Annotated in this window: 24 protein-coding genes and 2 pseudogenes; 13 read left to right on the top strand and 13 right to left on the bottom strand. The window is 63.6% G+C overall.

The genetic code is table 11. The annotated features are described in order from the left end of the window. Positions 1 to 167: 167 nt before the first annotated feature. The 6 genes from SG26_RS12800 (at position 168) to SG26_RS12775 (ending at position 5,732) form a co-directional block, all read left to right on the top strand. Positions 168 to 740: a DUF655 domain-containing protein gene (locus SG26_RS12800; protein ID WP_008310088.1), complete on the top strand. Its 573-nt coding sequence runs from the start codon at positions 168 to 170 to the stop codon at positions 738 to 740. Between the two features lie 81 nt (positions 741 to 821). Next, positions 822 to 1,679, top strand: coding sequence for a 16S ribosomal RNA methyltransferase A (locus SG26_RS12795; RefSeq protein WP_014039914.1), 858 nt, complete (start codon positions 822 to 824; stop codon positions 1,677 to 1,679). Position 1,680: 1 nt separating this feature from the next. Beyond that, positions 1,681 to 2,313, top strand: coding sequence for a HemK2/MTQ2 family protein methyltransferase (locus SG26_RS12790; protein WP_050037762.1), 633 nt, complete (start codon positions 1,681 to 1,683; stop codon positions 2,311 to 2,313). Between the two features lie 62 nt (positions 2,314 to 2,375). Then, on the top strand, positions 2,376 to 3,374 hold the full coding sequence (locus SG26_RS12785; protein WP_050037761.1) for a 5-methyltetrahydropteroyltriglutamate--homocysteine methyltransferase: 999 nt from the start codon (positions 2,376 to 2,378) through the stop codon (positions 3,372 to 3,374). Positions 3,375 to 3,378: 4 nt separating this feature from the next. After that, the gene (locus tag SG26_RS12780) at positions 3,379 to 4,452 is read left to right on the top strand and encodes a methionine synthase (RefSeq protein WP_008310097.1); all 1,074 of its coding nucleotides are present in this window, start codon (positions 3,379 to 3,381) and stop codon (positions 4,450 to 4,452) included. 767 nt (positions 4,453 to 5,219) lie between these two features. Continuing rightward, a complete protein-coding gene (locus SG26_RS12775; RefSeq protein ID WP_050037760.1) occupies positions 5,220 to 5,732 on the top strand; it encodes an HTH domain-containing protein in 513 nt (170 codons plus the stop codon). Here the strand turns inward: SG26_RS12775 and SG26_RS12770 are convergent. The 3 genes from SG26_RS12770 to SG26_RS12760 are packed head-to-tail and all read right to left on the bottom strand — an operon-like array spanning position 5,729 to position 9,025. Continuing rightward, positions 5,729 to 6,862 carry an ABC transporter permease gene (locus SG26_RS12770; RefSeq protein WP_014039909.1) on the bottom strand — a complete coding sequence of 378 codons (1,134 nt, stop codon included), beginning with the start codon at positions 6,860 to 6,862 and terminating at the stop codon, positions 5,729 to 5,731. The two genes, SG26_RS12775 and SG26_RS12770, sit on opposite strands and share 4 nt — an antisense overlap. After that, positions 6,852 to 7,535 (bottom strand): ABC transporter ATP-binding protein, encoded by a 684-nt coding sequence (locus SG26_RS12765; protein ID WP_014039908.1) that lies wholly within the window; start codon positions 7,533 to 7,535, stop codon positions 6,852 to 6,854. Before SG26_RS12765 ends, SG26_RS12770 begins: the two co-directional genes overlap by 11 nt. Beyond that, the gene (locus SG26_RS12760; protein ID WP_050037759.1) at positions 7,532 to 9,025 is read right to left on the bottom strand and encodes a hypothetical protein; all 1,494 of its coding nucleotides are present in this window, start codon (positions 9,023 to 9,025) and stop codon (positions 7,532 to 7,534) included. Before SG26_RS12760 ends, SG26_RS12765 begins: the two co-directional genes overlap by 4 nt. 229 nt (positions 9,026 to 9,254) lie before the next feature. On the opposite strand from SG26_RS12760, the gene SG26_RS12755 reads away from it, so the two are divergent. After that, a complete protein-coding gene (locus SG26_RS12755; RefSeq protein ID WP_044951743.1) occupies positions 9,255 to 10,133 on the top strand; it encodes a carbohydrate kinase family protein in 879 nt (292 codons plus the stop codon). Here the strand turns inward: SG26_RS12755 and SG26_RS12750 are convergent. Both SG26_RS12750 and SG26_RS12745 read right to left on the bottom strand, forming a co-directional pair. Next, on the bottom strand, positions 10,130 to 11,146 hold the full coding sequence (locus SG26_RS12750) for a phosphotransferase family protein (protein ID WP_014039905.1): 1,017 nt from the start codon (positions 11,144 to 11,146) through the stop codon (positions 10,130 to 10,132). The genes SG26_RS12755 and SG26_RS12750 overlap by 4 nt on opposite strands. 120 nt (positions 11,147 to 11,266) lie before the next feature. Further along, positions 11,267 to 12,439, bottom strand: a complete 1,173-nt coding sequence (locus SG26_RS12745) for a HAMP domain-containing sensor histidine kinase (RefSeq protein ID WP_014039904.1) — start codon at positions 12,437 to 12,439, stop codon at positions 11,267 to 11,269. A 138-nt stretch (positions 12,440 to 12,577) separates the two neighbouring features. Here SG26_RS12745 and SG26_RS12740 point away from each other — a divergent pair, with 138 nt between their 5' ends. Beyond that, the gene (locus SG26_RS12740) at positions 12,578 to 13,735 is read left to right on the top strand and encodes a dihydropteroate synthase (protein WP_014039903.1); all 1,158 of its coding nucleotides are present in this window, start codon (positions 12,578 to 12,580) and stop codon (positions 13,733 to 13,735) included. Between the two features lie 132 nt (positions 13,736 to 13,867). On the opposite strand, the gene SG26_RS12735 is transcribed toward SG26_RS12740, so the two are convergent. Both SG26_RS12735 and SG26_RS12730 read right to left on the bottom strand, forming a co-directional pair. Then, positions 13,868 to 14,521: a TrkA family potassium uptake protein gene (locus tag SG26_RS12735; RefSeq protein WP_050037758.1), complete on the bottom strand. Its 654-nt coding sequence runs from the start codon at positions 14,519 to 14,521 to the stop codon at positions 13,868 to 13,870. Between the two features lie 2 nt (positions 14,522 to 14,523). After that, positions 14,524 to 15,978, bottom strand: a complete 1,455-nt coding sequence (locus SG26_RS12730; RefSeq protein ID WP_023843179.1) for an APC family permease — start codon at positions 15,976 to 15,978, stop codon at positions 14,524 to 14,526. A 213-nt stretch (positions 15,979 to 16,191) separates the two neighbouring features. Here SG26_RS12730 and SG26_RS12725 point away from each other — a divergent pair. Further along, positions 16,192 to 16,841: pseudogene (locus SG26_RS12725) on the top strand (potassium channel family protein). Positions 16,842 to 16,952: 111 nt separating this feature from the next. On the opposite strand, the gene SG26_RS12720 reads toward SG26_RS12725, so the two are convergent. Both SG26_RS12720 and SG26_RS22205 read right to left on the bottom strand, forming a co-directional pair. Beyond that, a complete protein-coding gene (locus SG26_RS12720) occupies positions 16,953 to 17,633 on the bottom strand; it encodes a haloacid dehalogenase type II (protein ID WP_050037757.1) in 681 nt (226 codons plus the stop codon). Positions 17,634 to 17,741: 108 nt separating this feature from the next. Then, positions 17,742 to 17,878: pseudogene (locus SG26_RS22205) on the bottom strand (QacE family quaternary ammonium compound efflux SMR transporter); the annotation flags it as partial. Positions 17,879 to 18,069: 191 nt separating this feature from the next. On the opposite strand from SG26_RS22205, the gene SG26_RS12715 reads away from it, so the two are divergent. Further along, a complete protein-coding gene (locus tag SG26_RS12715) occupies positions 18,070 to 19,068 on the top strand; it encodes a TIGR04024 family LLM class F420-dependent oxidoreductase (RefSeq protein WP_050037756.1) in 999 nt (332 codons plus the stop codon). A 15-nt stretch (positions 19,069 to 19,083) separates the two neighbouring features. Here the strand turns inward: SG26_RS12715 and SG26_RS12710 are convergent, their stop codons facing one another. After that, a complete protein-coding gene (locus tag SG26_RS12710) occupies positions 19,084 to 19,776 on the bottom strand; it encodes a 6-hydroxymethylpterin diphosphokinase MptE-like protein (RefSeq protein ID WP_050037755.1) in 693 nt (230 codons plus the stop codon). 329 nt (positions 19,777 to 20,105) lie between these two features. On the opposite strand from SG26_RS12710, the gene SG26_RS12705 reads away from it, so the two are divergent. Next, positions 20,106 to 21,566 (top strand): trehalose-6-phosphate synthase, encoded by a 1,461-nt coding sequence (locus SG26_RS12705; protein ID WP_050037754.1) that lies wholly within the window; start codon positions 20,106 to 20,108, stop codon positions 21,564 to 21,566. Between the two features lie 15 nt (positions 21,567 to 21,581). Here the strand turns inward: SG26_RS12705 and SG26_RS12700 are convergent, their stop codons facing one another. After that, the gene (locus SG26_RS12700) at positions 21,582 to 22,433 is read right to left on the bottom strand and encodes a hypothetical protein (protein ID WP_050037753.1); all 852 of its coding nucleotides are present in this window, start codon (positions 22,431 to 22,433) and stop codon (positions 21,582 to 21,584) included. Positions 22,434 to 22,637: 204 nt separating this feature from the next. On the opposite strand from SG26_RS12700, the gene SG26_RS12695 reads away from it, so the two are divergent. Beyond that, positions 22,638 to 23,735, top strand: a complete 1,098-nt coding sequence (locus tag SG26_RS12695; protein ID WP_014039895.1) for a polymer-forming cytoskeletal protein — start codon at positions 22,638 to 22,640, stop codon at positions 23,733 to 23,735. A gap of 41 nt (positions 23,736 to 23,776) precedes the next feature. Here the strand turns inward: SG26_RS12695 and SG26_RS12690 are convergent, their stop codons facing one another. Further along, positions 23,777 to 24,856 (bottom strand): dipeptide epimerase, encoded by a 1,080-nt coding sequence (locus SG26_RS12690; protein ID WP_050037752.1) that lies wholly within the window; start codon positions 24,854 to 24,856, stop codon positions 23,777 to 23,779. Continuing rightward, the gene (locus SG26_RS12685; protein ID WP_050038282.1) at positions 24,853 to 25,896 is read right to left on the bottom strand and encodes a DUF1611 domain-containing protein; all 1,044 of its coding nucleotides are present in this window, start codon (positions 25,894 to 25,896) and stop codon (positions 24,853 to 24,855) included. The genes SG26_RS12690 and SG26_RS12685 overlap by 4 nt, the downstream gene beginning before the upstream one ends. 138 nt (positions 25,897 to 26,034) lie before the next feature. Between SG26_RS12685 and SG26_RS12680 the strand changes: the two genes are divergently transcribed. Next, positions 26,035 to 26,781, top strand: a complete 747-nt coding sequence (locus SG26_RS12680) for a helix-turn-helix domain-containing protein (RefSeq protein WP_050037751.1) — start codon at positions 26,035 to 26,037, stop codon at positions 26,779 to 26,781. The last annotated feature ends 92 nt before the right edge of the window (positions 26,782 to 26,873 follow it).

Here is a 26,873-nt window from a genome sequence, read left to right as displayed (position 1 = left end):
TCAGTTCGGCTCTTCGCCGCTCTATCCCTACTTTCACGGACGACCAGCTACGCGGTCGAGATCTAGTTTCCGCTGCCGCTGGACCGAAGCGAAAATAGCGACGGCGCTCCGTGTCGCGGTTCGGGGCATCCACCGGCATTAAGTGTGCTGTGGTCGTACTGCCTGGCATGACTGAATCGGAGAGCGGCGGCGACTCTATGATGGCGGCTGTCCTCGATGTCCTCCCACACGGGCGGCCCGGAGACGACCGGCCACAGCACCAGAAGGAGCCGCTCGCGTACGCGCTCGACGTCGAGGAGTTCTACATTTACGAGCTCCAGCTCGACGACAAGGACGTTGATATTGCATTCGGTGACCGCGTCGACCTGACGGAGTTCGGCCGCGTGACGGAAGTCGAGTTCGAGGATATCCCGAGCGGTGCCCGCTCGGAGCTTGACTACGCCGTCGAGGAAATCGTCGAAGCGAACGAACAGCGGTTCGTCGACTTCTACAACGACGCCCAGCCGATCACGCTGCGGCTCCACCAGCTGAACCTCCTGCCGGGTATCGGGAAGAAGCTCCGGAACACGCTTCTCGACGAGCGGAAGCGAAAGCCTTTCGAGAGCTTTGAAGACCTCGAAGAGCGCGTCAGCGGCCTCCACAGCCCCAAAGAGACACTTGTCGAGCGGATACTCGAAGAGCTACAGGACGACGACCTGAAGTACCGGCTGTTCGTCCGGCGCGAGGAGCAGTCCTCGTAACACTGTCGGCTGCAAGCAGCGAAGCTGACAGCCACCAGTATAAGGCGACCCTTTTCTACCGCGACCCGCTACGGCCAGCTAATGACCACGACCGAGACAGGGGCTCGGGACCCCGACGCGCTCGTCCGGCGGGCCGGCAAGCGGGCCGATACCCGGCAGGACCAGCACTTTCTCGTCGACGACCGGGTACTGGACCGCATTCCGCAATACGCGACAGACGCGGACGTTGACCTCTCGCATGTACTGGAGATCGGTGCAGGCCCGGGTGCGCTAACGGACCGATTGCTCGCGGCGGCCGAGACGGTGACCGCAATCGAGCGGGACCCGGACTTCGCGGCCCATCTCCACGAGGAGTTCGCCGAGGAAATCGCGGCGGACCGCCTCACCGTCGTCAAGGGCGACGCGCTCGATATCGGCCTGCCTGAGTTCACCGCCAGCATCTCGAATCTACCCTACGGCGCGTCCTCAGAGATCGCCTTCCGACTGCTGCCCGAGCAGCGCCCGCTCCTGTTGATGTTCCAGCGGGAGTTCGCCGAGCGCATGGCCGCCGACCCCGCGACGGACGACTACGGGCGGCTCTCGGTCACAGCAGGCCACTACGCCGACGCGGAGATTGTTGAGACAGTGCCGCCGGAAGCGTTCGACCCGCAACCCCGCGTCACCAGCGCGCTCGTCCGGACGACGCCGAGGCAACCCGACTACACCGTCCCCAGTGACGAGTTCTTCATGGACTTCCTGAAGGCAGTGTTCACCCAGCGCCGGAAGACGATGCGCAACGCCGTCCGAAACACGGCCCACATCTCCGGGCTGGGCGACCCCGACGCGGTAGTCGAAGCCGCCGATGAGGAGCTTATGAGTGCCCGTGCCGGGAAGCTCACGCCGGCCGACTTCGCTACGCTGGCGACACTCGCCTACGAAGTCGGCCAGCCGGAGGTCTGAGATGGGTGAGGAGTCCGACGCCGGAGGAGCGGGAGAGACAGCCGAGGAGAGCGGCACCGAACGCCCGTCGCTGGCCAACCAGCGCGGCGTCGAATCGGTGTACCAGCCCGCAGAGGACTCGGACCTGCTGGCCCGGACGGCCCGCGAACGAGTCGAAGCGGGCGACACCGTCCTCGACGTGGGGACGGGCTCCGGCTACGTCGCCGCGACGCTCGCCGACGCCGGAGCGCGGGCGGTCGGCGTCGACGTGAGCCCGCTGGCCTGTCAAGAAGCGGCAGAAAACGGCGTCCCGGTCGTTCGTGGCGACCTCGTCGAGCCGTTCCGGACGGACGCCTTCGACCTCGTAGCGTTCAATCCGCCCTACTTGCCGACGCCGTCCGAACAGGAGTGGGACGACTGGATGGAACACGCGCTGTCGGGCGGCGACGACGGTCGCCGACTCGTCGACCCGTTTCTCGAAACCGTCGAGCGCGTGCTAGCTCCGGCCGGCGAAGCGCTCATGCTCGTCAGCAGTCTCACGGACCCCGAGGCGGTGCGAGAGTACGCGGGCGAATACGGCCTGGCGAGCGAACAGCTTGCGAGTGAGAAACACCCATACGAAGCGCTCGTCGTCCTGCGATTCTATCGTGATTGATTACTTCTGAGCATTTAATCGAATAGGAAATATTAAAGCCCGTCATTTCCTACTCCACGGCAATGACACAGGTAATCGCCACGACCCCTGGGCTCTTTCCGCTCCCGGACTGGGCCAAGGACGAACTGGCAGATCTGAAAGGCCATCAGAAGACCGACCTCATCTCGGGCGACGAGTCCGGCGAGGTCGTCGCGGCCTACGACCAAGCGCGCGAGGAAGTCATCTCCATCCAGCAGGACGCCGGGCTCGACCGCATCGTCGAGGGCCAGTTCCGCTGGGATGATATGCTCGCGCACCCGCTCGCGGTCCACGACAATGTGGAGACCAAAGGTATCGTCCGCTACTACGACAACAACAACTTCTACCGAGAGCCGGTCGTGCAGGGCGACCTCGGTGCTGACGGCGGCGACGTCGCCGCAGACCTCGGTGCCGCAGCCGACCACGTCGACGACGGCCTGCAGGCTGTGCTCCCTGGCCCGTACTCGCTTGCGGACCTGGCGACCGACGAGCACTACGGCGACGACGCCGAGTTCCTCGACGCCATCGCCGACTTCCTCGCCGAGGAAGTGACCGCGTTCTCCGATATTGAGACGCTGTTCCTGCTTGAGCCGTCGCTCGTCGAGAACACGCCCGCCGACGGCGAGGACGAACGTGCTGCCGAGGCAATCGACGCCGTCGCCTCGGCCGCCGACGCCGATGTCGTCGCCCACACCTACTGGGGCGCAATCGAGGAGAAGGCCTACGCGCACCTGATGGACGCTGACGTGGATGCCATCGGCTTCGACCTCGTTGCGAACCACGACCAGACCGTCTACAACGTGCAGGAGTACGGCACCAAGGACGACGTGGCGCTTGGCGTCGTCGACGGCCAGAACACGCTGGTCGAGGCCCCCGAGACGATTCGGGACCGCATCGACTGGTTCGAACAGCAGACCAACACTGCTTACGACACCGTCTACGCGACGGCGAACACGGAAACGTTCTATCTCCCGGTGAACAAGTTCGAAGATAAGCTCGAAGCGCTCGCAAACGCCGCGGATCTGGAGGCGGCGGAGGCATAAAACGATGACAGGACCACGAGACCAGTTCAAACCGGCGGACCACCCGAACGACCACTTCCTGCTGACGACCGTCGTCGGCTCCTACCCCAAACCCAAGTGGCACGACCGTGCCCGCGAGCTGTTCGAGGACGAGGACGCCGACTTCGGCGAGGACGAGTGGGAGGAATCGAAAGACGACGCCTCGCGGCTCATCACCCACGAACACGAGCGCGCGGGTCTCGACGTCATCTGTGACGGCGAGATGCGCCGCAACGAGATGGTAGAGTACTTCGCCCACCGTATCGACGGCTACGAGTTTAACGGCCGCGTGAAAGTGTGGGGCCACAACTACTTCGACAAGCCAAGCGTCGCCGACGAGGTCGAGTACGGCGAGCAGTGGCTCGTCGAGGAATTCGAGTTCACCGACGAGGTCGCCGAACGCCCCGTCAAGGTTCCGATTACGGGCCCGTACACCCTTGCGAACTGGTCGTTCAACGAAGTGTACGACAGCGAGGAACAGCTGGCCTACGAACTGGCTGACCTCGTCAACGAGGAGATCGAGGCGCTGGTCGAAGCCGGCGCTCGCTACATCCAGATCGACGAGCCCGCACTGGCCACGACGCCGGACGACCACGCTATCGTCGGCGAGTGTCTGGAGCGCATCGTCGACGAGATCCCCGACGATGTGCGGCTGGGCCTGCACGTCTGTTACGGCGACTACTCGCGCATCTACCCCGAGATTCTGGACTACCCGGTCCACGAGTACGACCTGGAACTCGCCAACGGCGACTACGACCAGCTCGACGTGTTCAAAGAGCACGAGTTCACGAAGGACTTCGCGATGGGCGTCCTAGACGCACACACCGCCGAAGTAGAGTCCGTCGAGGAGATCAAGGAGAACATCAAGAAGGGGCTGGAGGTCGTCCCGCCGGAGCGACTCACCGTTTCGCCGGACTGCGGCGTGAAGCTCCTGCCCCGCGAGGTCGCCCGCGGCAAGATGGAGAACATGGTGCAGGCGGCTCGCGAAATCGAAGAAGAGCTGGACGCCGGCGAGCTAGAGGTCGTTGCGAGTGGTGCGGAAGCGCACGCTGACGACTAGCGAGATTCGAGCGGAGCGAGAATCTCGGATAGCGAGCGGTGAAACCGCGAGCAGCGCGGTTTGAGCGACCAGCGGAAGCGAAAACTGCGAGACGTGAGCGGCGAACGGGGTGAGCCGCGAACAGCGAGAGGCCGAACGTAGTGAGGGCTCTCGAATAGCGAGCGGGGAGAGCGAGGCGCACTGCGCCTCGAAAATGAACGGCGGAGCCGTGAACGTAGCGACCCGCGAGCAGCGCGGTTGGAGCGGTCAACAGGAGTCCAAATGCGGCGTGGACGCGACTACCCGTATTTTCGACGAAGGTGGGCTGCGATTTCGGCAGCTATCGAATATTCTCAGGCGCACCGGTCACGGAACCGGCAAATGTAGCGGACACGTATGCGACCATCCCCGGTGCGGGATCGAGCAAGACATGTGGAACCTCTGGCCAGCGAGCCCTCGAACAGGTCATCACGGGAATGCTTGAACACCAAAGTCCCGAATAGACAAGTATACGATTCCTTATAAATTTGTGAATTGATCGTCACAACTGAAAGGAACAGGCCACTAATTTGTTCGACAGATATCGAAACTAACATCGACCTAAGAGGAAAATAATTGTTGACGTACTAATAATATAAGGGGCTTCCGTATTCAGGTAGATACCCCATATTATGTATATAGAGACACTCATACCACTGATTCTCTATTCCAAGATTATGTTATATGCTAGCATGTAAGTCTGGGAAAGAGTTTTGAGGGTCTCTGGAGAAGCTAGCGATGTGAAAGCTATGACAGGGGACACACATCTTCGGGCGGAACTGTATCTTCGTGGAGATACCTACGGCACGTTCGACGCTCAACAGCAGGTGCTCAATCGGGTCAAGCGACTGGAGGCCAATGGCGTGTTCAGCGAGTCGATGGTCGCCGGTGAGTGGCAGCGGATCAGGACGATGGCGGAGGACAAGCGGTCGGAAGCCATCCAGACTTACGAGGAGTTCACAGACTGGGCAGGCCAGAACGGCCACTCGCTCGAACCGGCCTTCGAACGACGGAATCGGAGCTACGTCGGGATGGACCGCGTCGACGACGTCGTCGTGTTCCCAGTCGTCTCGCTGGCGATCTACGACGGCGACGACCTGGAGGGCGTGTTCCCGTGTTCGGACGACGAACGGACCTACACCGTCGGTGACGCGCTGGAGGCCTTCGAGCGCGGCGACGAGCACTGGCTTGCACAGTTCGACTCGCTGTCGGTCGACCGAACCGACCCGTTGCTAGAACCGGGTGTCGACGCGACGATTTAACCGCGTAGCGCGTCGACCGGTTCTTCGCTCGCTGCTTTCCAGGCCGGATACAGGCCGCTGACGATGCTCGTCAGCACCCCAAAGGTGAACGCCGCGCCGACGTACCAGGCGTTTGGCAGCCTGAAGACCGCCATCGCATCGCCGACGGCGTAGTGGTTTATCGCCAGCCCGGCTCCGACACTCAGAATGACACCAGCGATGCCGCCGAGGAACCCGAGCAGCGTCGCTTCCATCAACATCACTTTGAGGACGTCCCGCTTCTGGTAGCCGACCGCTCTGAGGACGCCGATTTCCTCCCGGCGTTCGACGGTGGACATCAGCATGACGTTGAGAATCGAGATACCGGCGACGAGCAGCGAGATCGATGCGATGCCGGCGAGGACGGTGTTGATTATCTGGAACTGCTCCTCGATGGTATCGACGAGAGAGCCCAGTTCCTGAACGAAGACCCGCTCCTCGCGGTCGTTGAGAGAGTTACGTATCCCCATGGCTGTTTCGTTGGCCTGCGTCCCAGTGGACTCGATAACGTACACTTCCGAGTAGCCACGCTGGCTGAACGACGTAGCCGGCATGATGATTCGGTTGTCGGGGTTCGTCGAGGAGAACGGGTCGCCCTCTTCGAGCACGGCCCGGATACGGACGCTGGTCCCGTTGACAGTGATCTGGCTCCCGGGATGCAGGTCGTGCTCCTCCGCGACGTCTGACCCGACGAGGGCACCGGACCGGAACGGCGAGACCCGTCCCTCCTTGGCCTCGTACAACGCCGCCGGGTCCTCGACGCCGTATATTTGTTCCCTGACTGCGTCCTCGCGGTTGTACGACACCGGCTCAATGCGAGTCTTTACCGGCGAGACAGTCGCTGTCGGGCTTGCCTCTCTGCGGATCGTACGGATATCGCGTTCGGTGAGTTCAGTGATGTTTTCGCCTGAGTTCGGGTACACCGTGAGCTGGTTGCCGACGTTGCCGAGGTTCTGGGTAAACGAGTACTGGAGCGCGACGCCGAACATCCCCAGCGAAGCGATGGCAACGACGCCGATGACGATACCCAGCGACGCCAGCAACGACCGCATCTTCGTCCGCGTGAGGTTGCGCCGCGCCATCAGCGCGGCCGGGAAGAACCTACCCGCCATTCTTCCGTTCCCTCCCGATGGTGCCGTCGACCAGATGGACGGTCCGGTCGACGTATTCGTTGACCAGGTCGTCGTGGGTGACTGCGACGATTGCCACGTCGTCCTCGTCAGCGATGCGGCGGAACTCGTCGAGTATCTGTCGCCCGGTTTCGCTGTCGAGATTGCCCGTCGGTTCGTCGGCGAGAACGACCTTCGGGCTGTTGATGAGCGAGCGCGCGATGGCGACGCGTTGCTTCTGGCCGCCGGAGAGTTCGTCGGGCTTGTGGTCGAGTCGGTCACCGAGTCCAAGCCGCTCAAGGAGCGTTCTGGCCCGTTTCGTGACTTTCGGGTCACTGTCCAACAGCAGGGGCACCTCGACGTTCTCGACGGCAGTCAGCGTCGGCAGGAGATAGAAGTGCTGGAACACGAACCCGATCGTTCGCTTGCGGAGCGCGGTCCGCTTGCTGTCGCCGAGTCCGGTCACGTCCTGCCCCTCCAGCAAGACGGTCCCTTCCGTCGGCGTATCAAGCAGTCCGAGGATGTTCAGCAGGGTCGTCTTGCCACTGCCGCTGGGGCCCATAATCGAGACGAACTCGCCGGCTTCGAGGGCGAAGTCGATACCCGCCAGTGCGTAGAGGGTCTGGCCGCCGGTACGGTAGCGCTTGACCAGTCCCTGTGCGTCGATGACCGTCATACCTCGATATCGTCGTCACTGCGGCGGTAGCGGCGCACGAGGACACCGACGACGACCAGTAGCGCCAGACCACCGGCGACGAACACCGGCAGCATGCTGTTCTGGTCACCACCTTCGCTGTCACCGTCCTGCTCCGGCTGTGGTGCCATACCGCCCAACCGGTCGAGATCGACGTCGAACGTCTGTCGCTTCCGCGTGTCGTCGACGAGGTACGTCACTTCCAGTGGCACCGACGTGACGTTCCCCTCCGTTCGGGCGTACACGTCGAAGGAGACGAAGTCGCTGGCCGGGACCGTGCCGACGAAGTAGTCGCGGTTCGGCGTCGCCGGAGTGACGGTTTCAGTATTGACGACACTCACGAGGACGCTGTCCGCATCCGTCGACCCGACGTTGCTTGCACTTCCGGAAATCTGCAGTCGACCGCCCTGTCTGACCACGTCCAGACCGGTGAGATCTATCGTTCCCGGGACGGACCGGAGCGTCGTTTCGGTAGTCGTCTGCTCCGTTTCGGTTCCGAGTTCGTAGTTGGCCGTGACGGTGACGTCCGCCCGGGGCTCGTCCATCGTGGCGTTCAGTCGCACCTGCCGGGTCGTACTGGCCGAGATGTTCTCAAGCAACACGCGCTGGAACGACGCGTTCTCGGACGTTGCACTGATCATGACATCCGAAAGCGGAGCGTTGCCCCCGTTGGAGACGGCGACCCGTAGCGCGCGGTCGGTGCCGCTACCGACTGCAGTCGTATCGAGTTCCACGCTGTTCCGGAGCGGGTCCGACTCGATGACTGTCGTCCGAGTCGTGTTGCGAGTGGTATCCCCGTCAACGGTGTAGCTGATCGTTGCAGTCAGCGAGTGTTCGCCGGCGGATTCAGGTCGGAACCGGAACGGGGCTGTAATCGACCCGTTCTGTGCGACGCTGGACCGGACCGTCCGGCTCTTTGTCATCTCGACGCCGTCGCCCTCGACGACGACTTCGACGTTCGTTATCTGGGTGTCGAGCCCGTTGGCGACAGTGACTTCACCGGTCGATTCGACGCCCGCGACGGAGTCGTTGGCCGTGATATCTACCTGCGGGTGACGCTCTTTGACGTTTAGCTTCACCGGGTATCTGAGTTCGACGTTCTCGCCCGTCCCGCGGTCACGGCCGTACACGATGACGCGGAGGTCTTTGCTGCCGGACGAATCAAACGATGCAGTCAGGGGTACTTCCAGCGTACTGCCCGGCGCAATCGAGCCCAGATTCGAGACGCGTTCGTATTCTGTGATTCCTCTTCCGCCCGACTTTCGGATCGCGATGTCGTTGATTTCGAGGGGCGCGTCGCTACTCTCTAGGTTTCGGACAGTCGTGTCGAACGTGACGGTTTCACCCGGTGCTGGTGACGACGGCGACACCTCGACGTTCGATATCGACGCGTTGACGCTCGCGCCGGCGACTGACAGCGGAAGCGAGCCGACGACGACTAAGCAGGCGAGTACAGCCACACCGTGGCGCATCACGCAGTCACCTCTACCTGCAGTAGTCGTATGCCGGTCCAACCACTCCTCGGGAGGATGCTATCGGGGACCATTACCATGTGCGCCGGTCTGTTCCGGTCGATGTTAAATATGCTGCATATCTCTCGTACGGGCTGGTGTCGCTATGTCCCTCCCGGGAGTGGGAAGGGGCGACACCAGCCCGTATCAGTGGGAAACTGCTATCACAACGCCACCCCCAGCGGTGGACATGCGCGTCATCTGTGCCGGCCACGTCAACTGGGACGTGACGCTCCACGTCGACCACTTCCCGAAGCCCGACGGCGAGGGGCGCATCACCGACCGGTCACAGTCCAGCGGAGGGAGCGCGTCGAATGCGGCCGTCGCACTCGCCGGGCTTGATGCGGACCCGCTGGTCCTCGGGAGCGTCGGCCGGGATGACCACGGTACCATGGCTCGGCGCGAACTGGCGGCGGCCGGCGTCGAGACGCTACTGGTCGAGTCGGACGAACCGACGGCGGTGAAATACCTCATCGTGGACGAGAACGGCGGCGTCGCGGTGCTTGGAAACGACGGGGCCAACGAGGCGTTCTGTGCGTCGGATCTCCCGGCCGAGACCCTGGCCGAGGCAGACCACCTCCATCTGACCGGCCAGGACCCCGCGACGGCTGCGACGCTCGCCCGCGACGCCGCGGCCGCGGACGTCCCGGTGAGCTTCGACCCCGGCCGTCGGCTCCCATACCGCGATTACTCGGCGGTGCTCTCACACGCGGATCTCCTGTTTTGCAACGACCGGGAGGCCGACCACGCCGAGGACAGCGGCCTTTTCGACACAGTGCCGACGGTCGTCGTCAAACACGGGGACTGCGGCGCGACAGCCTATATCGACGACCGGACAGTCACGAACGCCGGGTATCCCATAGAATCTGTGGACACCGCAGGCGCGGGGGACGCGTTCGCCGCCGGGTACCTTCTCGCCAGTGCAGAGGAGACCAATCCGGAACGGGCGCTCGCAGTCGCCAACGCCTGTGGCGCGCTCGCAGCGCAGTCACCCGGCGCACAGACGACACTCGACTGGGAGTCTGTGTGGGAGCTTGTCGACAGCGGGCAATCGCCCGAGACGGCCTAATCCGCCTGTATCTCCTCGACGAGCCGCTCGAACTGCTGGCGGTACTGGGCTTCGGCACGAGCGGCGGCGAGGCCGGACTCGTCGGCGAAGACCGCCTCGAAGCCGGCCATCCGCCACAGGAGCGTCGAGAGCTGGTAGAGGGGCCGTCGCCGCTCGTAGCCCTCGTCGAACTCCATCGGGCGCATCTCCTGATACCCCTCGTGGAACACCGTCCGAAGCGAATCGCGCAGCTCCGGGTCCTGAAACGACGAGTCGATGAAGAGGAATTCGGTCTGTGCGAGGTTGTACTCCGGCAGCGCTGCGAGTACGTCCTGCCAGTCGAGGACAGCTGTAATCGGCGATTCCTCCGTCTGCTCGAACATCAGATTTGCCGGCCTGAAATCATCGTGTACCAGCCGCGGAACGCCGTCCTCGGGCACCATACTCAGGGCCGGTTCGATACAGTCCCACGCCCGGTCTGTCATGTCCTCGAAGGGCGTCCCGTCGAGATGAGAGAGGTGGGATCTGGTGAGACTCTCGAAGTACTCCCGCCAGTTACCCATCCAGTCACTCACGATGATCCGGTCGTCGTGGAGCGTGAGTCGGCCGAACGCCTCGAATCCGATCTCAGAGTGCATATCGCCGAGAATCCGACCGGACTGGGCTAGCACCCGCCGTCGGTCCTCGGTCGAAAGCCCGGCGAACTCTTCGGCCAGGTTCTCGCCGTGGATGCGTTCGGTGACGAAGTACGGCGGCACGTCGGCGTCGGGGTCGTCCTCGTAGACGAGGATGCGTGGAACAGGGACGTCGGTCCGGGCGGCGACGAAGTCGTGGAGACAGGGTTCGACGGCGAACGGGACATCGCCCTGTGGCTTGAATTTCACGACCACCTCGTACGCCTCGCCCTTGTGGCGTAGCGTTACCATGTAGACATCGCTCTGGTGGCCCCCACCCGGTGTCTCGAACTGAAACCCCTCGTAATCCGGGCCCGACTCTGTCAGCACGGCTTCGATGTCCTGTTCCGGAGTCTGCACTGGCGTACCATATAGCGGGCGAGCAAATAAATCTGTCAATCCCGTCGTGGACAGCACTGATACCCGATTCGGGCGTTGTCGGTCGACCCGGTTCGGACGCTGTCAGTCGCCGTCTCCACGCTACCAGGAGTGGAACGGTGAGACTGGTTTCGTCCCGTCAGTCACTTCGAATCGTGCGCCGCCGGCCCTGCTCTCTGTCACCGAGATGTCCCAGCCGTGGGCGTCGATTATCTGCGTTACGATAGACAGGCCAAGGCCGGTGTCACTCCCTGAAAAGCTGTCTACCGAGAGAAGGGAGTCTAGTTCATCGGAGGGGATGCCGGGCCCGTCATCAGCGACGTAGAAGCCGGTCACGCGGCCCTCGGTTCGCTCGTCTGCAGTGTCTATCTCGGCTGTCCCGTCGTCGAGAATCGGACCGACCCAGACGGTCACGTCGTCGCCCGCGTGGTCCGCCGCGTTCCGAAAGAGGTTCTCGAACACCTGTTTGAGGCGGTTCTGGTCACCGAACACCGGGGCGGACCCTTCGACCCGCAGCGTTGCGTCAGCCGTTCTGGCCATCTCCCAGGTCTGTTCGACAATGGTATCGAGCGAAATGGCGGTTCGGTCTTCGACCGCATACCCCTTCTTTGCGAGGGTCAGCAGGTCGTCGATGAGCGCTTCCATGCGAGCCACACCTTCCTCCGCATCTTCGAGATGGGACAGGTCGCCGGTCTCTCGCACGAGTTCGAGTCGCCCCTCGACGACGTGGAGGGGATTTCTGAGGTCGTGGGAGACGACGCCGATGAACTGTTCCATCCGGTCGCGCTGGACGCGGAGGTCGTGCTCGCGCTCGGCTTTTTGCAGTGCTGCCTGGACGTGCGTCGCGTACATCCGGGCGAGTCGAAGCGTTTCGCCGTCAAACGTAACGGGGGCGAGGGACCCGATGTTGATAACGCCGTACTCGGCAAGCGGCAGGATGATCTCGCTGCTGACGGGCGAGTTCTCGTTGTACTGGCGCTGCTCGTCGTCGAGTTCCGAGTACGTCCGAACTTCGTCCTGCTCGAACGCCTCCCACGAGAGACTGTTGCCGGGCCGGTAGGTGACCGGCCAGTCGAATACCTCGTCCGCCCGCTCCGTCGACGCCGCCAACTGCAGTTCCGACGCGTCGCTGTCATACAGCCACAGCGCTCCGAGTGGCACGTCGAACACAGACGAAATCCCCGACATTGCGATCTCGCATATCTCACGCTCGGACTCCGCAGCCATCAACTGCTGTGTTACGGCCTCGAACGAATCGAGATCGAATGCGACCATTAACTCCCCACCCATCCCGTATAATTCATGCAACCGTATATATAAAACGCGGTGATCTCGTGTCAGTGATACGTAGCATAGCGTCGTCGGTCCGCCGATGTCGCGGGACCTTTGTATCCACAGTCCTCAGGGAGCGGTATGCGAACGGTCGAAATCGACGGCCTCCCGGTGGGTGATGGGCACCCGACACGCGTCATGAGCGTGTTGAACATGAGTTCGAACTCCGGGTACAAGCCGAGCGTGTATCTGGACCCCGCGGAAGCCGCCGACGCAATCGAGGAGAACCTCGTCCCCGCCGGCGCAGACATCATCGACGTCGGCCTCCAGTCGGCCAACCCCAAGTACGAGTCCAAGCCGGTCGAGATGGAGAAAGACCGGCTCGAAGAGGTCGCGCCGCTCGTCGACGAACTCGACGCCGACGTGCCGCTGTCGCTCGAAACTCGGTACGCAGAGGTCGCCGAGGAGGCCATCGGCCACGGGTTTGACCTTATCAACGACGTGTGTGGCTTCGCCGACCCGGAGATGAAAGGTGTCGTCGAAGACCACGACATGCCGGTCGTCAAGATGGCCAGTCCGCCGGACCTGGCCCGGCCCGGCGCGCTGAAGAGCATCGACGACATCTTCGAGGCGCTCCAGCGGGACGGGTTCACGGACAAGACAATCATCGACCCGGCATTCGGCGGCTGGTACGACGGCAAGGAGTTCGAGGACAACTGGGAGATGTTCCGCCGCCTCCGAGAGTTCCGCGCCTTCGACAGACCGATGCTCACGGCGACCAACCGCGAGGACTTCCTCGGTGACCTGGCCGACCAGCCCGAGACGGAGAACCAACTCGCCGTGTCACTGGCTGCGGCGACGATGGAAGTCGAACGCGGGGCCCACATCATCCGAACGCACGACACACGCGAGACCCACGACGTGGTCAAGGTGGCCGACGCGCTCGGCGACGAGCGGACGACGCGTGCCGAAACTGAGCCCGGCCCCACCGTGGCGGAACTGACCGACGTGACGCTGCGGGAGGTGGCCCGGCATCAGGCCCTCGGCGAGACGGTCGCCGGCGGCACCGACGACGGCGCGACGCTGACGTTCCTGCTCGGTGACCTGACCGACGACGCACGGGCAAGTCTCCGGGCCGTCGCTGAGGTGACCGACGTGGTAGTCGTCGAGAAAGACAGCGGCAGCCTCTACGTCGGCGGCGCCGCGGTAGCACTGAAAGTGGTCGCCGACAGCCTCGCCGAAGACGGCCACCGCGAACTCGCCGGCGAGTTGCGAGCGTCGCTATCGCGGCGTGTGTAGGTGGCGCGACTGGGCCGACTGCAGCGATGCCCACACAGTCCGGTGCAACAATACTGGCCGTCGGTGGCTGTTCATCGGAACGAGGAAATCACGCGGCTCTCTCCATCAGGGAATAGGACCGACCACGGGTCACTAGCCACGCATCAAATGCATGACCTCATCGACCACAGCAGGTTCGACAGCGACGACGTAGCTGCTCCCCGGTGTCAGGGTCGTGTCAGCACGAGCGATTCGCTCACCGTTCGCGTCGGACACGACGAGGGTTCCCTCGGGAAAGCGGACATCTGAGAGGGGTTTTCCGGCGGCCGGGGCGTCGTCAGCAACGCGGATGAGCATGATATCGAGGTTGCCAGTCACGTCGGCGAGCGTCTGGACATCACTCCCTATGATTTCGTTGGCTGCCACCCTCGACCCGGCCCGTTCCGGGAAGACTACCGCGTCGACAAATCGGGTGTATGACTCCCCGCCAGTGCGGTCGATACGGGCGACCGTTCGGATGTCGGGTGTCAACTCTGCAGCAGCTAAACAGACCGCGAGATTTAGCCCTGTTTCACCCGTAAGCGCGGCAATTACGTCCGCTCGCTCAAGGCCTGCCTGTTCGATGATATCCGGATTTGTCGCGTCACCCTGGATAACAGTCGCTATCCATTGATCGGCGATATCCGAGACAATCCGGTCATCGCGTTCGATTATCGTCACGTCGTGACCGCGGTCAGCGAGTATCTCGGCTGTTTGGAAACCGACACGTCCACCGCCAGCGATGATAATGTCGAGGTCACTAGTCATGGTTAGTCTTCAGCTTCAGGTGTTATTTCAGTGGCGGCAGCCGCCTGTTCGCGGTCCGATTGCTCTCTCACACGTTTAAGCGCGAAATACACGAGGGCTCCGAGCAGAATCCACGCCATGCTGAGTGCCAACGCCAATGGATCTGTTCGGAGCAGGTACTCCACGAGCACCCCTGTTAGAAGCAGATTGAGCGCGATACCAATCAGTGGCGGCGCCGGGTAGAACGGCATCTCGTACGGCCGGTTCATGTTCGGGCGCTCCCTGCGGAGTCTGATGACGGCGACGTTGACGATGACGAACGACAACAGGAAAAACAGGCTCGACATGTTGCCAGCACTTTGTGTCGGCAGTGCCACTGACCCGAGCATCACGACTGCGCTGGCGAGGATTGCGACGAACGGCGTCCCGTAGCGGTGGTGAATCTGACCGATCGACGGGAGCAACTGTCCCTCACGTCCCATCGAGAACGCCACGCGTGACGACGCGATGACGACTGCGTTGAGGGCGGTGAGTGTCGAGAACACGGCCCCGAAAACAATGAGTGCACCACCGTTCTGGATAATCGGTAATCCGGTCGGCATGAACGATGTGGCTGCCGTGGCGATGCCCGCCTCGCCGGCGTCGGCGAGTCCTTGAGCCCCGAGCGTGCCGACGGCGACGGTCACAACTGCCAGATAGACGACAACCGTAACAGCGAGACTGATGAATATCGCCTTGGGGATGTTTTCACGCGGGTTCTGTACCTCCTCGGTGACGGTGGTGATGAGGTCGTACCCCTCGAAGGCGATGAAGGTTAGCCCCATCGCCGGCAGAACCGCGGCCGCCCCGCTGCTCTGTGGAAACAGCGGCTGGAATTCGGCCCCGGAGAACATCGGAGACGCGAGTCCGAACGCGACGAACACCACCAGAATGGAGACTTTGATGATGGTGAAAATCGTCTCGACACTGCCGCTGGCGGCCGTCGAGACGGCGTTGAGCGCCACCAAACCGAGTACCGCCACGAACGCCAGCAGGAAGGCCAGCGGGAGCGCCGCGTCGATGACTGGAACCGCGACAGCCCCCACTTGATCCGGTGGCGGGACCACACCATAGACGTGCAGCAATTCGAGAAAGTTCGGTGCAAAACCCAGCGCATACAGCGCCCCGGCAATCATGTAGGCAAACCAGAGCATCCAGCCCATGATGAACGAGGCAAAGTCGTCGAATATCTCTCGCACGAACGCGTAGCCACCGCCGCTTTTCGGAATCGAGGCGGCAAGTTCCGCATACGAGAGTCCTGTGAACGCTGTTACGACGCCATTCAACGCAAAGACAAGAATCGCTGCCGGACCAGCGATTTCGGCAGCCAGTCCTGTCAGCACAAAGATACCGGCCCCGATCATCGCTCCCATCCCAATCATCGTCGCGTCAAGTAACCCGAGTTCAGCCTCGGGTGATCGAGTCTGGCTCTTACTCATTGCGTCCTGTTTTTATTCGGCGTGCCATCCATCGTACGCCGTATGCACTCTTTTCGGTCCATTTGATTACCGGGGTAAGTTCTTCTATTGTAAGAACGGTAAGTGGATTTCTTAAAGGCTTATGATAGCCTGTCCCCCGGCACGACAGGTTGTGTTCCCGGTCCATTAGAACCGCCGGGGCATTGAAGATGACGCGTTTTAAACAATCTCTCAATGACCCGAACAAAGCGATTCGTCATCGCCGGTGGCGGCCGTGTCGGGAAACAGACCGCTGAGAATCTCGCGGACCAGGGTCACGACGTACTGCTAATCGAGTCTGACGAGGAGCGTGTTGCGGCGTTGTCCGATGCGTATCTCGGCCCCGTTATCCACGGCGACGCCACACGCCCGTCGATTCTTGAGCAGGCCGACCTGGCCGATGCCGACGCTATCGCTGCACTCACTGACGAACCAGGCACGAACCTCGCAATCTGTATGGAGGCCCAACAGTACGTTCCGTCGATTCGGACCATTGCGAGGGCAGAGACGGGGACGGAGCAGGAGTACGACGAGGTGGTGGATGCGACGCTGCTACCCGAGTATCTCGGTGGCGACCACGCGGCTGATATACTGACCGGCGAGGATATTCGGACGCTTGTCTATCCGACTGCCGATCTCGATATCATTGAGGTGAGCGTCTCCCCGTCGGCCCCCGTTGCTGGGCGTCGCCTCGATGAAATCGCTCTCCCGGCCGGTAGCCTGCTGATTTCGACGGCGGACCGGACCTCGCAGGAGCTGATACGGTGCTGGAACCTGACGAGCACTATATTCTCGCCGTCGAAACCGATGTTGTCGATGAAGTGTTGAATCTCCTGCGCGGGTAGCAACATAGTACGTTGTCAGAGGCCGCCGCTCAGGTCTTCCTGGTTATATACGGAAACTGACGCTCTATCGGCGAACCAACACAGAGACCCCAACAGTGGTACTGTCCCGTCTCAGACTAGTTCGTCGTGGAGGTCGTGGAACGACCTGATGGTCAGGTCCGGCTCGCCGGCGAAGGCGTCCCACGGGCCGTCATCGCGGTTGACCCAGACGCCTTGCATCCCGGCGTGCATCGCACCGTACACGTCGAAATAGCCTGCGGTGACGTGGGCGATTTCCTCGATTTCGGTCCCCGTTCTCTCTGCCGCATGACGGTACAGTTCGGCCGCCGGCTTGAACGTCTGGATCTCGTCTGCGCTGACGGTGTCTTCGAGCAGACCGCCGATGCCGGCGAAGTCGACCATCGATTCGAGCATCTCGGGGTTGCCGTTCGAGACGACATAGAGGTCGTAGCCGGCGTCGTAGAGCCTGTTCATGCCGTCCCGTACGTCGTCGAACACGTCGAGTTCGTGGTAGACCGCGAGAATCTCGTCGCGCTCCTCCGTCGTGATGTCGACGCCGTGGGCGTCCAGCGCGTACTGGAGCGCATCGCGATTCATCTCGTAGAACGGCTTGTAGGCGTCGATCTGGTTGGCGAGGAAGGTGTACGCCAGCGAACGGGAGCGCCAGAGCCGGGACACCGGCCGGGGGTCGTCCACCCGGTCGGCGAGGGCCTTTTGCGCCGCTTCGACATCAACGATGGTGCTGTACGAGTCAAAGGTAATCGTCGTCACGCGGTCCGGGTCGAACGGCATAGGCACCCGTAGAAGCGGCGGCCTCATATAGCCGGTCGCCGAGTCGAGCGTCCAGCCGTCCGGTACGGGCCCACTCACAGCTTCACATGTGACGTGACCGGTCCCCGCTCAGTGCACGGACATCTCGGACAGGACGCTGCCACAGTACACGGCGATGATGATGAGCAGGATGCCGACGGCACCGGGAGGTCTTCGAGCGCCAGCGACACCAAGTAGAAAGCCAGGCCGTAGCCGACGACGACACCAGGTAGCCCCTCCTGAGGCGTGGCGACCCGGTCACCGTCCCGTGAATAAACCGCGGACAACGGGCGACACTCCCCCTCTCATGTGGCTTTATCTCCCGTGCGGCCGCACTGCGAGCCATGTCTCAGGTACGTACGTTCCAGTCGCTGACAGGCGTCCAGCCAGTCATCGCTCGACGCGTGGAGGGCGACAGATGACAGCGCGAGACGTGTATCTCCCGGTCGCGGCACAGCCGTCGGTCGACACGCTGGTCGAGATGAGTCAGCAGGCCGAGGACAGTGGCTACGACCGGGTCTGGCTCCCGGAGACGTGGGGGCGGGACGCGGTGACGACGCTGACTAGCATCGCCGAGCACACGTCGACGGTCGGTCTCGGGTCCTCGATTCTGAACGTGTACTCGCGGTCGCCGGCGCTGCTCGGCCAGACTGCGGCGACGCTGCAGGAGGTTTCGGACGGCCGCTTCCGCGCCGGTGTTGGCCCGTCGGGCCCTATCGTCATCGAAGGCTGGCACGGCCGTGAGTTCGAGAATCCGCTCAAGTACACGCGGGAGACCGTCGACATCATGAAACTGGTGCTCTCCGGGGAGACCGTCGACTACGACGGGGACATCTTTTCGCTGTCCGGGTTCCGACTGCGCTGTGAGCCGCCCGAACCCGCGCCGCCCGTAGACGCCGGCGGCCTCGGCCCGAAATCGGTCGAACTCGCCGGTCGCTTCGCCGACGGCTGGCACGCGCTGATGCTGACCGCCGACGGCCTCCGAGACCGACTGGAAGACTTCGAGCGCGGAGCGGATCTCGGCGACCGCAACCGGTCAGACCAGCGGGTGACGCTGTCGCTGACGTGCTGTGCGATGGACGACCGGGAGCAGGCCCGCGAACTGGCCCGTCAGCACGTCGCGTTCTACATCGGCGGTATGGGGACGTTCTACCGCGACGCGCTGGCCCGCCAGGGGTACGAGGACACCGCTTACGAGATCGCCGAGCAGTGGGGATCGGGCGACAAAGCGGCTGCCGTCGACGCGATCAGCGACGAGCTACTGGACAGCATCGCCGTCGCCGGTACGCCCGAGGATTGTCGCGACCACATCACACAGTTCGAAGACATCGATGGCGTGGACGCGATCAACATCTCGTTCCCCCGCGCTGCCGAACCGGACACTATCGACACGACCATCGACGTGTTAGCGCCCTGAGTCGGGGCGTCGTTTTCAGTCGGTAGCGACTGGCTCGATGTCGTCACGTCGGCCGTCGAGCACGTCGAAGCGCTCGCCGCGGCGCTGTTCTAGCCAGTGGAGCAGGCGCTCGGCCCAGCGGAGTTTCTGTCGCTTTTCCGCAGTCACGGACGGGTCGTCGAAGTCCCAGCCGGGGAACACCAGCGCGGCAGCGCCGAAGTGGTCCGCGAGGAACGCGGCGCGGTCGCCGTCGGTGAAACCGCCGTAGTTGCGGACCGGCCGGGCGGGGGCCGCCTGCGTCGTCGGCACGACGAACTCGCTGTCGTAAGTCGGAATGTGTGTCTCCAGTGCGGGGATGTTGTCGCCGTGGGCGTGGGCGACGACCGGCGTCCCGTCGGCGGTCAGTTCTCGGCCGGTACCGGCGTTCTTATCCAAGTCCGTGACCATGCAGTCGATGGCCACACCTTCCGTCTGGAGGCGGTCGGCGGCCGTGGAGGCCGCGAAGACCACGTCAGCATCGACTACCCGGTCGGCCTCGGCTTCGAGTGATGGGCCGGCCCCGGCGACGGCAACCATTGCGCCGTCGAGTTCGAGTCGCGCCGGGTCGTACGTGCTGTCGTCGCCGAGCAGGTCTCCGAACCGGTCGCGGGCACGCTCGTCGCCATCGCGAGGATAGCCGAAATCGTCGAGGATATCCTCGTACACCGGTTCCCAGGTGTGAAATTCCATCTGTTGTCAGACACCACGGAGTGGACGTGCTTCTGTCTTGTTCACCGAGCCAGTCATACCGCTTTCACACTACCAACGTCCCACAGCGTAGCTGTCGCTATCGAATTCGTGTCCAGATAAACCGAGTTGAGCCGAAATGGCACGTCCGTGTACCCCTACCCGGGTGCCCTTTCGGCTTTCACCCCTTTCTTTCGAGGCCTCCGGTATAAGTTTTCTCTTACCGTCAGACATGGAGGACAGGCGTCACAAGCCCGAGGACTTGTTACGTTGGAAACACGAGTCAGTAGTCCACGACAGTCTCAAGGCAGGGAAGCACTTACCGCAGGCAAATGGCCCCGGAACTGTCAGTAAACGCGCAAGACGGTGCAGTTCCGGATTCGCTGGTGGTCGTCTCGAACCGCGAACCGTATAGCCACGAGCGGGACGACGACGGTGAGATACGGGTCCAGTCCGCGGCGGGTGGGCTGACGAGCGCACTCGACCCGGTGATGCAGTCACGGGGCGGCACCTGGGTCGCCTGGGGCAGCGGCGACGCCGATATGGCCGTTGCCGAGGAGGGCATCGTCGAAGTCCCGCCGTCTGCCCCCACATACGACCTGAAACGCGTTCCCCTCTCCGACGCGGCAGTTCAGGGTTACTACTACGGCTACGCCAATCAGGTTCTCTGGCCCCTCTGTCACGAAGACACGGGCCGAATGTGGGCCGAGCCCGCCTACTGGGAGCAGTACCGCGCCGTCAACGAGCAGTTCGCCGAGGCCGTCGATGCGGTCGCCGACGCGGACCAGTCGGTCTGGTTCCAGGACTACCACCTGGCGCTCGCGCCCAGATTGGTCCGACAGCGGCGACCGGATACGACGCTGTTGCAGTTCTGGCACATCCCCTGGCCCGCGCCGTCGGTGTTCAGGCACTGCCCCCACAGCGACGCGCTCCTCGACGGATTGCTGGCCTGTGACGTCATCGGCTTTCACACGACAGCGTACGCCGAGCAGTTCCTGCACTGCGTCGACAGCGCGTTCCCCGCGGCGACCGTCGACACGGACGGCGGAATAGTCACCCGCAGCGGTGACAAGACACGAGCCGTCGCGAACCCGCTGGGAATCGACGTCGAGGGGGTTCGGGACCGAGCACGGGCTGCTGACGTGACCAGTATCCGGGATACTGTGCTGGGCGGCAGCCGCTCGGACACGTCGATTCGCCTCGCGCTCGGCGTCGAACGGCTCGACTATTCGAAGGGCATCCCCGAACGGATCGAGGCGCTGGCACACCTCTGGGACCGGCGGCCGGACCTGCGAAGAGAATTCACGTACGTCCAGAAGGCGAGCCGAACCCGGGAGGGGATCGCCGCCTACCGCCGCTACAGAGCGGACGTCGTCGATGCCGTCGAGCGCGTCAACGACCGCTTCGGGACCGACGACTGGCAGCCCATCGTCTACACCGAGGCCAAACTCGACAACGAGACGCTCGCCGGGCTGTACCGGGCCGCAGAAGTCGCGGTCGTGACGCCCCATCGCGACGGCATGAACCTCGTCGCCCACGAGTACCCAGCGGCCTGTGTCGACGGCGACGGCTCGCTCGTGCTGAGCGAACTGGCCGGCGCGGCGACCCATCTCGACGGCGCGCTGACGGTCAATCCGCACGACATCGAGGCGATTGCGGACGCCATCGAGCGGGCGTTTGAACTGGACGAAGCGGAAACAAGGGACCGGCTGTCGCGTCTTCAGGACGGCGTCGAGGCGCTCGACAGTTCACAGTGGGTCGCCAGGCAGTTCAGCGCCGGCCAGTCCCTGTAGTTTTTCCGTCGTTCGTCAGTTCGCTGCCTTTGACAGCCAGTCCGGTTCCGCGACGATGGTGTCGTCGACCTGCGAGACGGAGAGCGACAGCGTCACCGTCACCGGCTGGCCGTCCCGCTCAGTTGTCACGCTGTACTCGAACATTCGGACGACGCCGTCCTCGTCGACGAGAACGGTCGCGCTGGCCGACTGTGTCGTCCCGTTGGCCGAGACGTTCGTCGAGACGGCGTCGTCGGCAGCGAAGCCGGTGACGTCGCTCCCGGTTGCTTCGAACCGCGAGACGCTGTCACCGTCGACCGTCTCGGTACCGGCGTAGGTCCAGTTGATGTCCGACCCTAGTGATTGCAGCAGCGAGCGGTCGATGACGCTGCTCTCGTTGACGGGCTGGACCTGGCCATCGTACGGCGGTGATGCCGAGCGGTAGTCCGTCCTCGTGTCGTCACCGCGGGTGAGGACTCGACGCTCGGCGGTGGTCCCGTCAGCCGTGTAGGTCGTCGTCGCCAGCGTGTCGCCGCTGGCCTGGACCAGTTCGCCCGTCGCCAGCGACCGGTCGCTGTCGCGGTCGATAGCGACGGTCCGGTTGATGAACACCGACCGGTTCTCGCCGTCGCGGACCGTCGAGAGCTGGAACGACAGCGAGGTGGTGAACGACGAGTTCGACAGCGTCTCGAAGTGCCCGCGTTCGACGGCCGCCGCGTCGAACCCGGACGACCCGGGGGCGGGGCCGTTGGCATCAATCTGCGTCGCCGTTACTTCGGCGTCCGTACCGTCTGTGCCCGAATCAGTACCCAGCAGCCCGCTACAGCCGGCGGACGCTGTCAGTAGCATTACGAGTGCAAGCGAGAGGTGGCGGCGTTCGAGTAACATACCGGAGCCACTGTATCAGCGAACTAGTTCGTTATGGCCGTTCAGCTGTCACGTTCTCGCTGTTATCGACGTTCGAACAGACCGTTACTGACTGCGCCGTCACCAGCGCACTACGGAGGGGAATGCCGTTCCCGTCGGACCAGCGTCAGACGCCCGTCATGCACGTCATGAGGGTTTAATACGAACGGAACCGCTATAGTAACCGTGCCTCTCGGCTCCGACCCGCTGTCCGAACTCGACATTCCCGACGGGACGACCGTCGAGGAACACGACCTGGTGACCGACGGCGACGTCATCGTCGGCGGCCAGTCGACCGTGGAGTTCGGCGTACGCGGGCGGACAGTCATCGCCGACGAGCGGGTCCGCTTTGGCGGCCACATCGAAGCCGAAGGTGACTGTCGGCTGGACATGTGGTGTGACGTCGCGGACAACGTCCTCGTCGGCGAAGACGCCTACATCGGCGAACGGGTACACATCGGCGGCGAACTCCGTGTCGCGGGCGACCTTGATATCGGCGACGACGTGGACATCGAGAACGGGTTCGAGGCGAACGGCTGGATCGTCATCCGCAATCCGATGCCGACCATCGTCTTCCTGTTCGTCTACCTCTCGCAACTCCTCCGCATCGGCGAGGAAGACGCGGCCGAGGAAGTAATCGACGAGATGCTAGACGACGGCAGTGACGAGCACGACCCGGTTCTGATTCCACGCGGTGCGAGCGTCTCGGACGACGCCTGGCGCGTCTCGACGCCGGCAACGGTCGGCGACGACTGCCGGCTCCACGGCAACATCCGCGCGAAGTCCCTCGAAGTCGGCCGTGACACGGTCGTCTTCGGGAGCCTCCGCGCGAAAGACGATATCGTGGTCGGCCGGGGCACGGAGATCAAAGGGGACGTAACGACTCGCAGCGGCACCGTCCGTGTCGGCCCGGGAGCGAAGATCTGGGGCGACATCTCGGGGACGACCGTCGAACTCCACGAGAACGCGACGGTCGACGGGACGATCCGGACCAGCGAGGAGATGCGGATGCACACCGAGGCGGTGCTGGACCGGCCGGACGAATCCGCTGCAGCGATGGCTGAGATGGCCGAATCGCTCGAAGCTGACACTGACACTACGGAGCCAGCTGACGAACGAAGCGATTCAGACAACAGCGAGTCGGCGGCCGATGCAGCAGCCGACGACCCCGCCACTGCGGACAGTGCGGCAACCGACGGCGGGGATGCAGACGGAGCGACAACCGGTAGCGATGCTTCCGAGGACGGTCCCGATGTCGAAGAGGCGGCGGAGTCGGCAGAGTAACCGCTCGGACGCTATTTTGCGTAGAGAAACGCCACACAGCGTCAGCGTTCAGTCGCGTCACACACAGCCGCCGGCGGTGAAACCCCGTGTCCCGGCCCGTCGATATCGATACGCGGGCCGAACGACATTGACGGCGGACACTCGTCAAACAGCAGGTGGCCGTCCAGGTCGACGTAATCGAAGGCACCGAGCCCAGCGGCGAGGTGGGCGCTCGTCGCGATCCCGGTTGCGCCTTCGAGCATACAGCCGAGCATACAGTCGAGGGAGGCGGCCTCGGCGATGTTCACAATCGCCGCTGCCCCGAGGAGCCCCGATTTCCCGAGTTTGACGTTGATCACGTCGGCAGCCCCTTCGCGAACCACGGCCGTTGCGTCTGCCGGCGTGAACACGGCCTCGTCCGCGGCGACAGGGACCGAGAGTCTGTCGCGTGCCCTCGCAAGCCCGCAGATGTCGTCTTTCGGCGTCGGCTGTTCGACCAGGGCGAGGTCGACCCCGGCCGCGGTCACCTCGTCGACAAACGTCGCTGCGGCCTTCGGCGTCCAGCCCTGATTCGCGTCCACGGTAATCGTTGCGTCGGGCGCGGCGTCCGCGACTGCGACAGTCCGGGCCACGTCGGCGTCGACCTCTCCGCCGGCTTTGACCTTGATGTGGTCGAAGCCCGCAGTTGCGGCGCGCGTGGCTCGCTCGGCTGCCGCGTCGGGCGTGACTATCGGAACGGTGATATCCGTCGTAACTGTGGTCGGCGCTCCGCCGAACAGCTCCGAGAGCGGGATGCCCCGGTCGCGACAGTAGGCGTCGAGCAGTGCCGTCTCGACGGCGAACAGTGCTGAAACCCCTCCGGGCACGGCTGCCCGCAGGTCACTGACGAGTTCGCGGTAATCGGCGAGAGACGCTCCCTCAAGCAGCGATGTAACCGACCGGGCGGTCGCCACGGCGGCCGCCTGCGTCTCGCCGGTCACCGGCGGCAGCGGGGACCCCTCACCGTGGCCGACCACGCCAGAATCTGTCTCCACTGTAACGACCAGATTCCGCGCTTTCTCCCGAGTGCCAAGCGAGATTTCGAACGGTTCGCGGAGTTCGTGATCGAGCGGTTCGACGGAGATGCGGTCGATACGGGTCATAGCGCCTCCAGGACGGCCGTGAGGAGTGTCTCCGGGCCGTCATCGTCGTAGGTGTTCGCCGCTGGCAGGCCTGTCCGAGCGGCTTCTTCCTCCGGATCGCCCCAGGTGGAGAGCGCGGCGACTGTCGTATCCGCGAGGTCGGTAATCGCGCGACGTTCGGCTTCGACGCCGGCCACGGTGAGGTCGTCGAAATGGGACCGGGCCTCCCGAGAAGGGTCGTCGGCTAGCACGACTGCATCGGGGGCCGCCCCGTGAAGCAGCCCGAGCGTCACCCCGCCGTATGCGGTGTGCGTGAGCGCGGCCTGCCCCTCGACAAACACGATATCGTGGTCCGCTGCGACGTCGAGCACCATGTCCTCGACGATGCCCGAAACGAAGTCGGCCGGAACCCGGTCGATGACGACACCGCGGTCCGCGCCGACGAGGATGCCGGTCTGTCCAGTCGCGACCCAGCCGGCGTCGAGCCCGGCATCGGTCGCCGCCCGGTACAGTTCGAAGGTCGTCGTTCGCTTCCCGACCGCACAGTCGGTTCCCATCGTCAGGACCACGTCCGCGTCGGCTTCGCTCCCGCGGCCGTCGCCGAGCGTCAGGTCGGCGACGGACGGCGGTTTCCGGACGTCGACGAGGTCGACACCGTGTTGCTGTGCGCGCTCGGTCCAGGCTGGGCGCTCGCTCAAGAAGACGTGCAGGCCGGAGACGACGTCACAGCCCCGTTCCATCGCACGCTGGATAGCCTCGACCCAGGCCGCCGGAAGGTCACCGCCAGCGGGCGCAACGCCGATGACGAGGACGGCTGCGTCCGGGGCTCGGTTCAGCGCTTCGGTGACGGTTTCGACGACCGGCACGTCGTCGGCAGCCGGCCAATCAAGGGCCGCTCCAGCGTTGGGGCTCGGACACGTCGAGTCCACGACGGCCTGCGCGTCGAACAGCTCTCCGTGCATGACGATTCCGTTGGCCGTCTTGCCTTCCGGTTGTCCGAACTCGCCCTCTGCGAGCACAACGGCGGGCGTGCCTTCGTCGTATTTTCGCCGCAAGTCCATACTGATGTACATCGCCGACGTGACTGACAAACCAGAGCCTTACATGTGTGGCACTCAGTGAGACCACTGGAGGACGATTCCCCGTGGTGAAAGCAAACGCAACCAAGCACAGTCACGTCTCAGGACCCGGAGAGAACGATGGGCGCTGACGGCTCCGATGCGACCGCTAACTCGGCCAGTGGCGGTCTCCAGCTGACACTCGAACTGGAGCATCCCGACTGCTGGATGCGGGAGGTGACGGCGGCCACCTCGGCCAGACTGCTGGTCAACGCCGCGTATCTGGTCGACGAGAAGGTCAAGGCCCACGTCGTCGCATACGCGGAGTCGGCGGACGCGGTCGACGCACTCGTCGCGGCGACTCGGGCGTCCGACCACACCGAGACAGTCACAGAGATGGATACCCGTCGCAGCTTCGGCGGCATATCCGCACCGGTAAACAAAGCGACGAGCACGCTGCTCGTCGAGTACGGCCCCGAGGAGAGCATCCACGACGCGCTGGTCTCACACGGGTTCATGAACCAGGAGCCGATTCGAATCCGCAACGGGACCGAGTACTGGACGGTCGCCATCGACGAATCGCGGGCGACGATACAGGAGAAACTCGACGCCGTGTGTGCACAGAAAGACGCAACAATCACCATCACACAGATCACGTCGGCGACCACCGGAAGCAGAGAACGCGATGGATTGGCTGTCCGGCAGCTTTCCGACAAGCAGCGCGAAGTGTTCGAACTGGCCCGCAAACGCGGCTATTACGACTACCCGAGGGCGGTAAGCGGGAGCGAGTTGGCCGACGAACTCGATATCGCGAAGACGACGTTCCATGAACACCTCCGGAAAGTCGAGGCCACGCTTCTCGGCCCGAGAGACGCTGGCCGGTACTGACGACGGTACGGCGTCGATCCATGCTTCGCCTTGCCGGGTCCGTACTGTCAGAGCCAGCGTCCCGGTCCCTGTTCAGCATTTGTGACCCCAAG

The organism is Haloarcula sp. CBA1115 (assembly GCF_000827835.1).
Classification (GTDB): domain Archaea; phylum Halobacteriota; class Halobacteria; order Halobacteriales; family Haloarculaceae; genus Haloarcula; species Haloarcula hispanica.
Note: the sequence above shows the minus strand (reverse complement) of the source record. Positions and strands in the feature narration are given on the sequence as shown.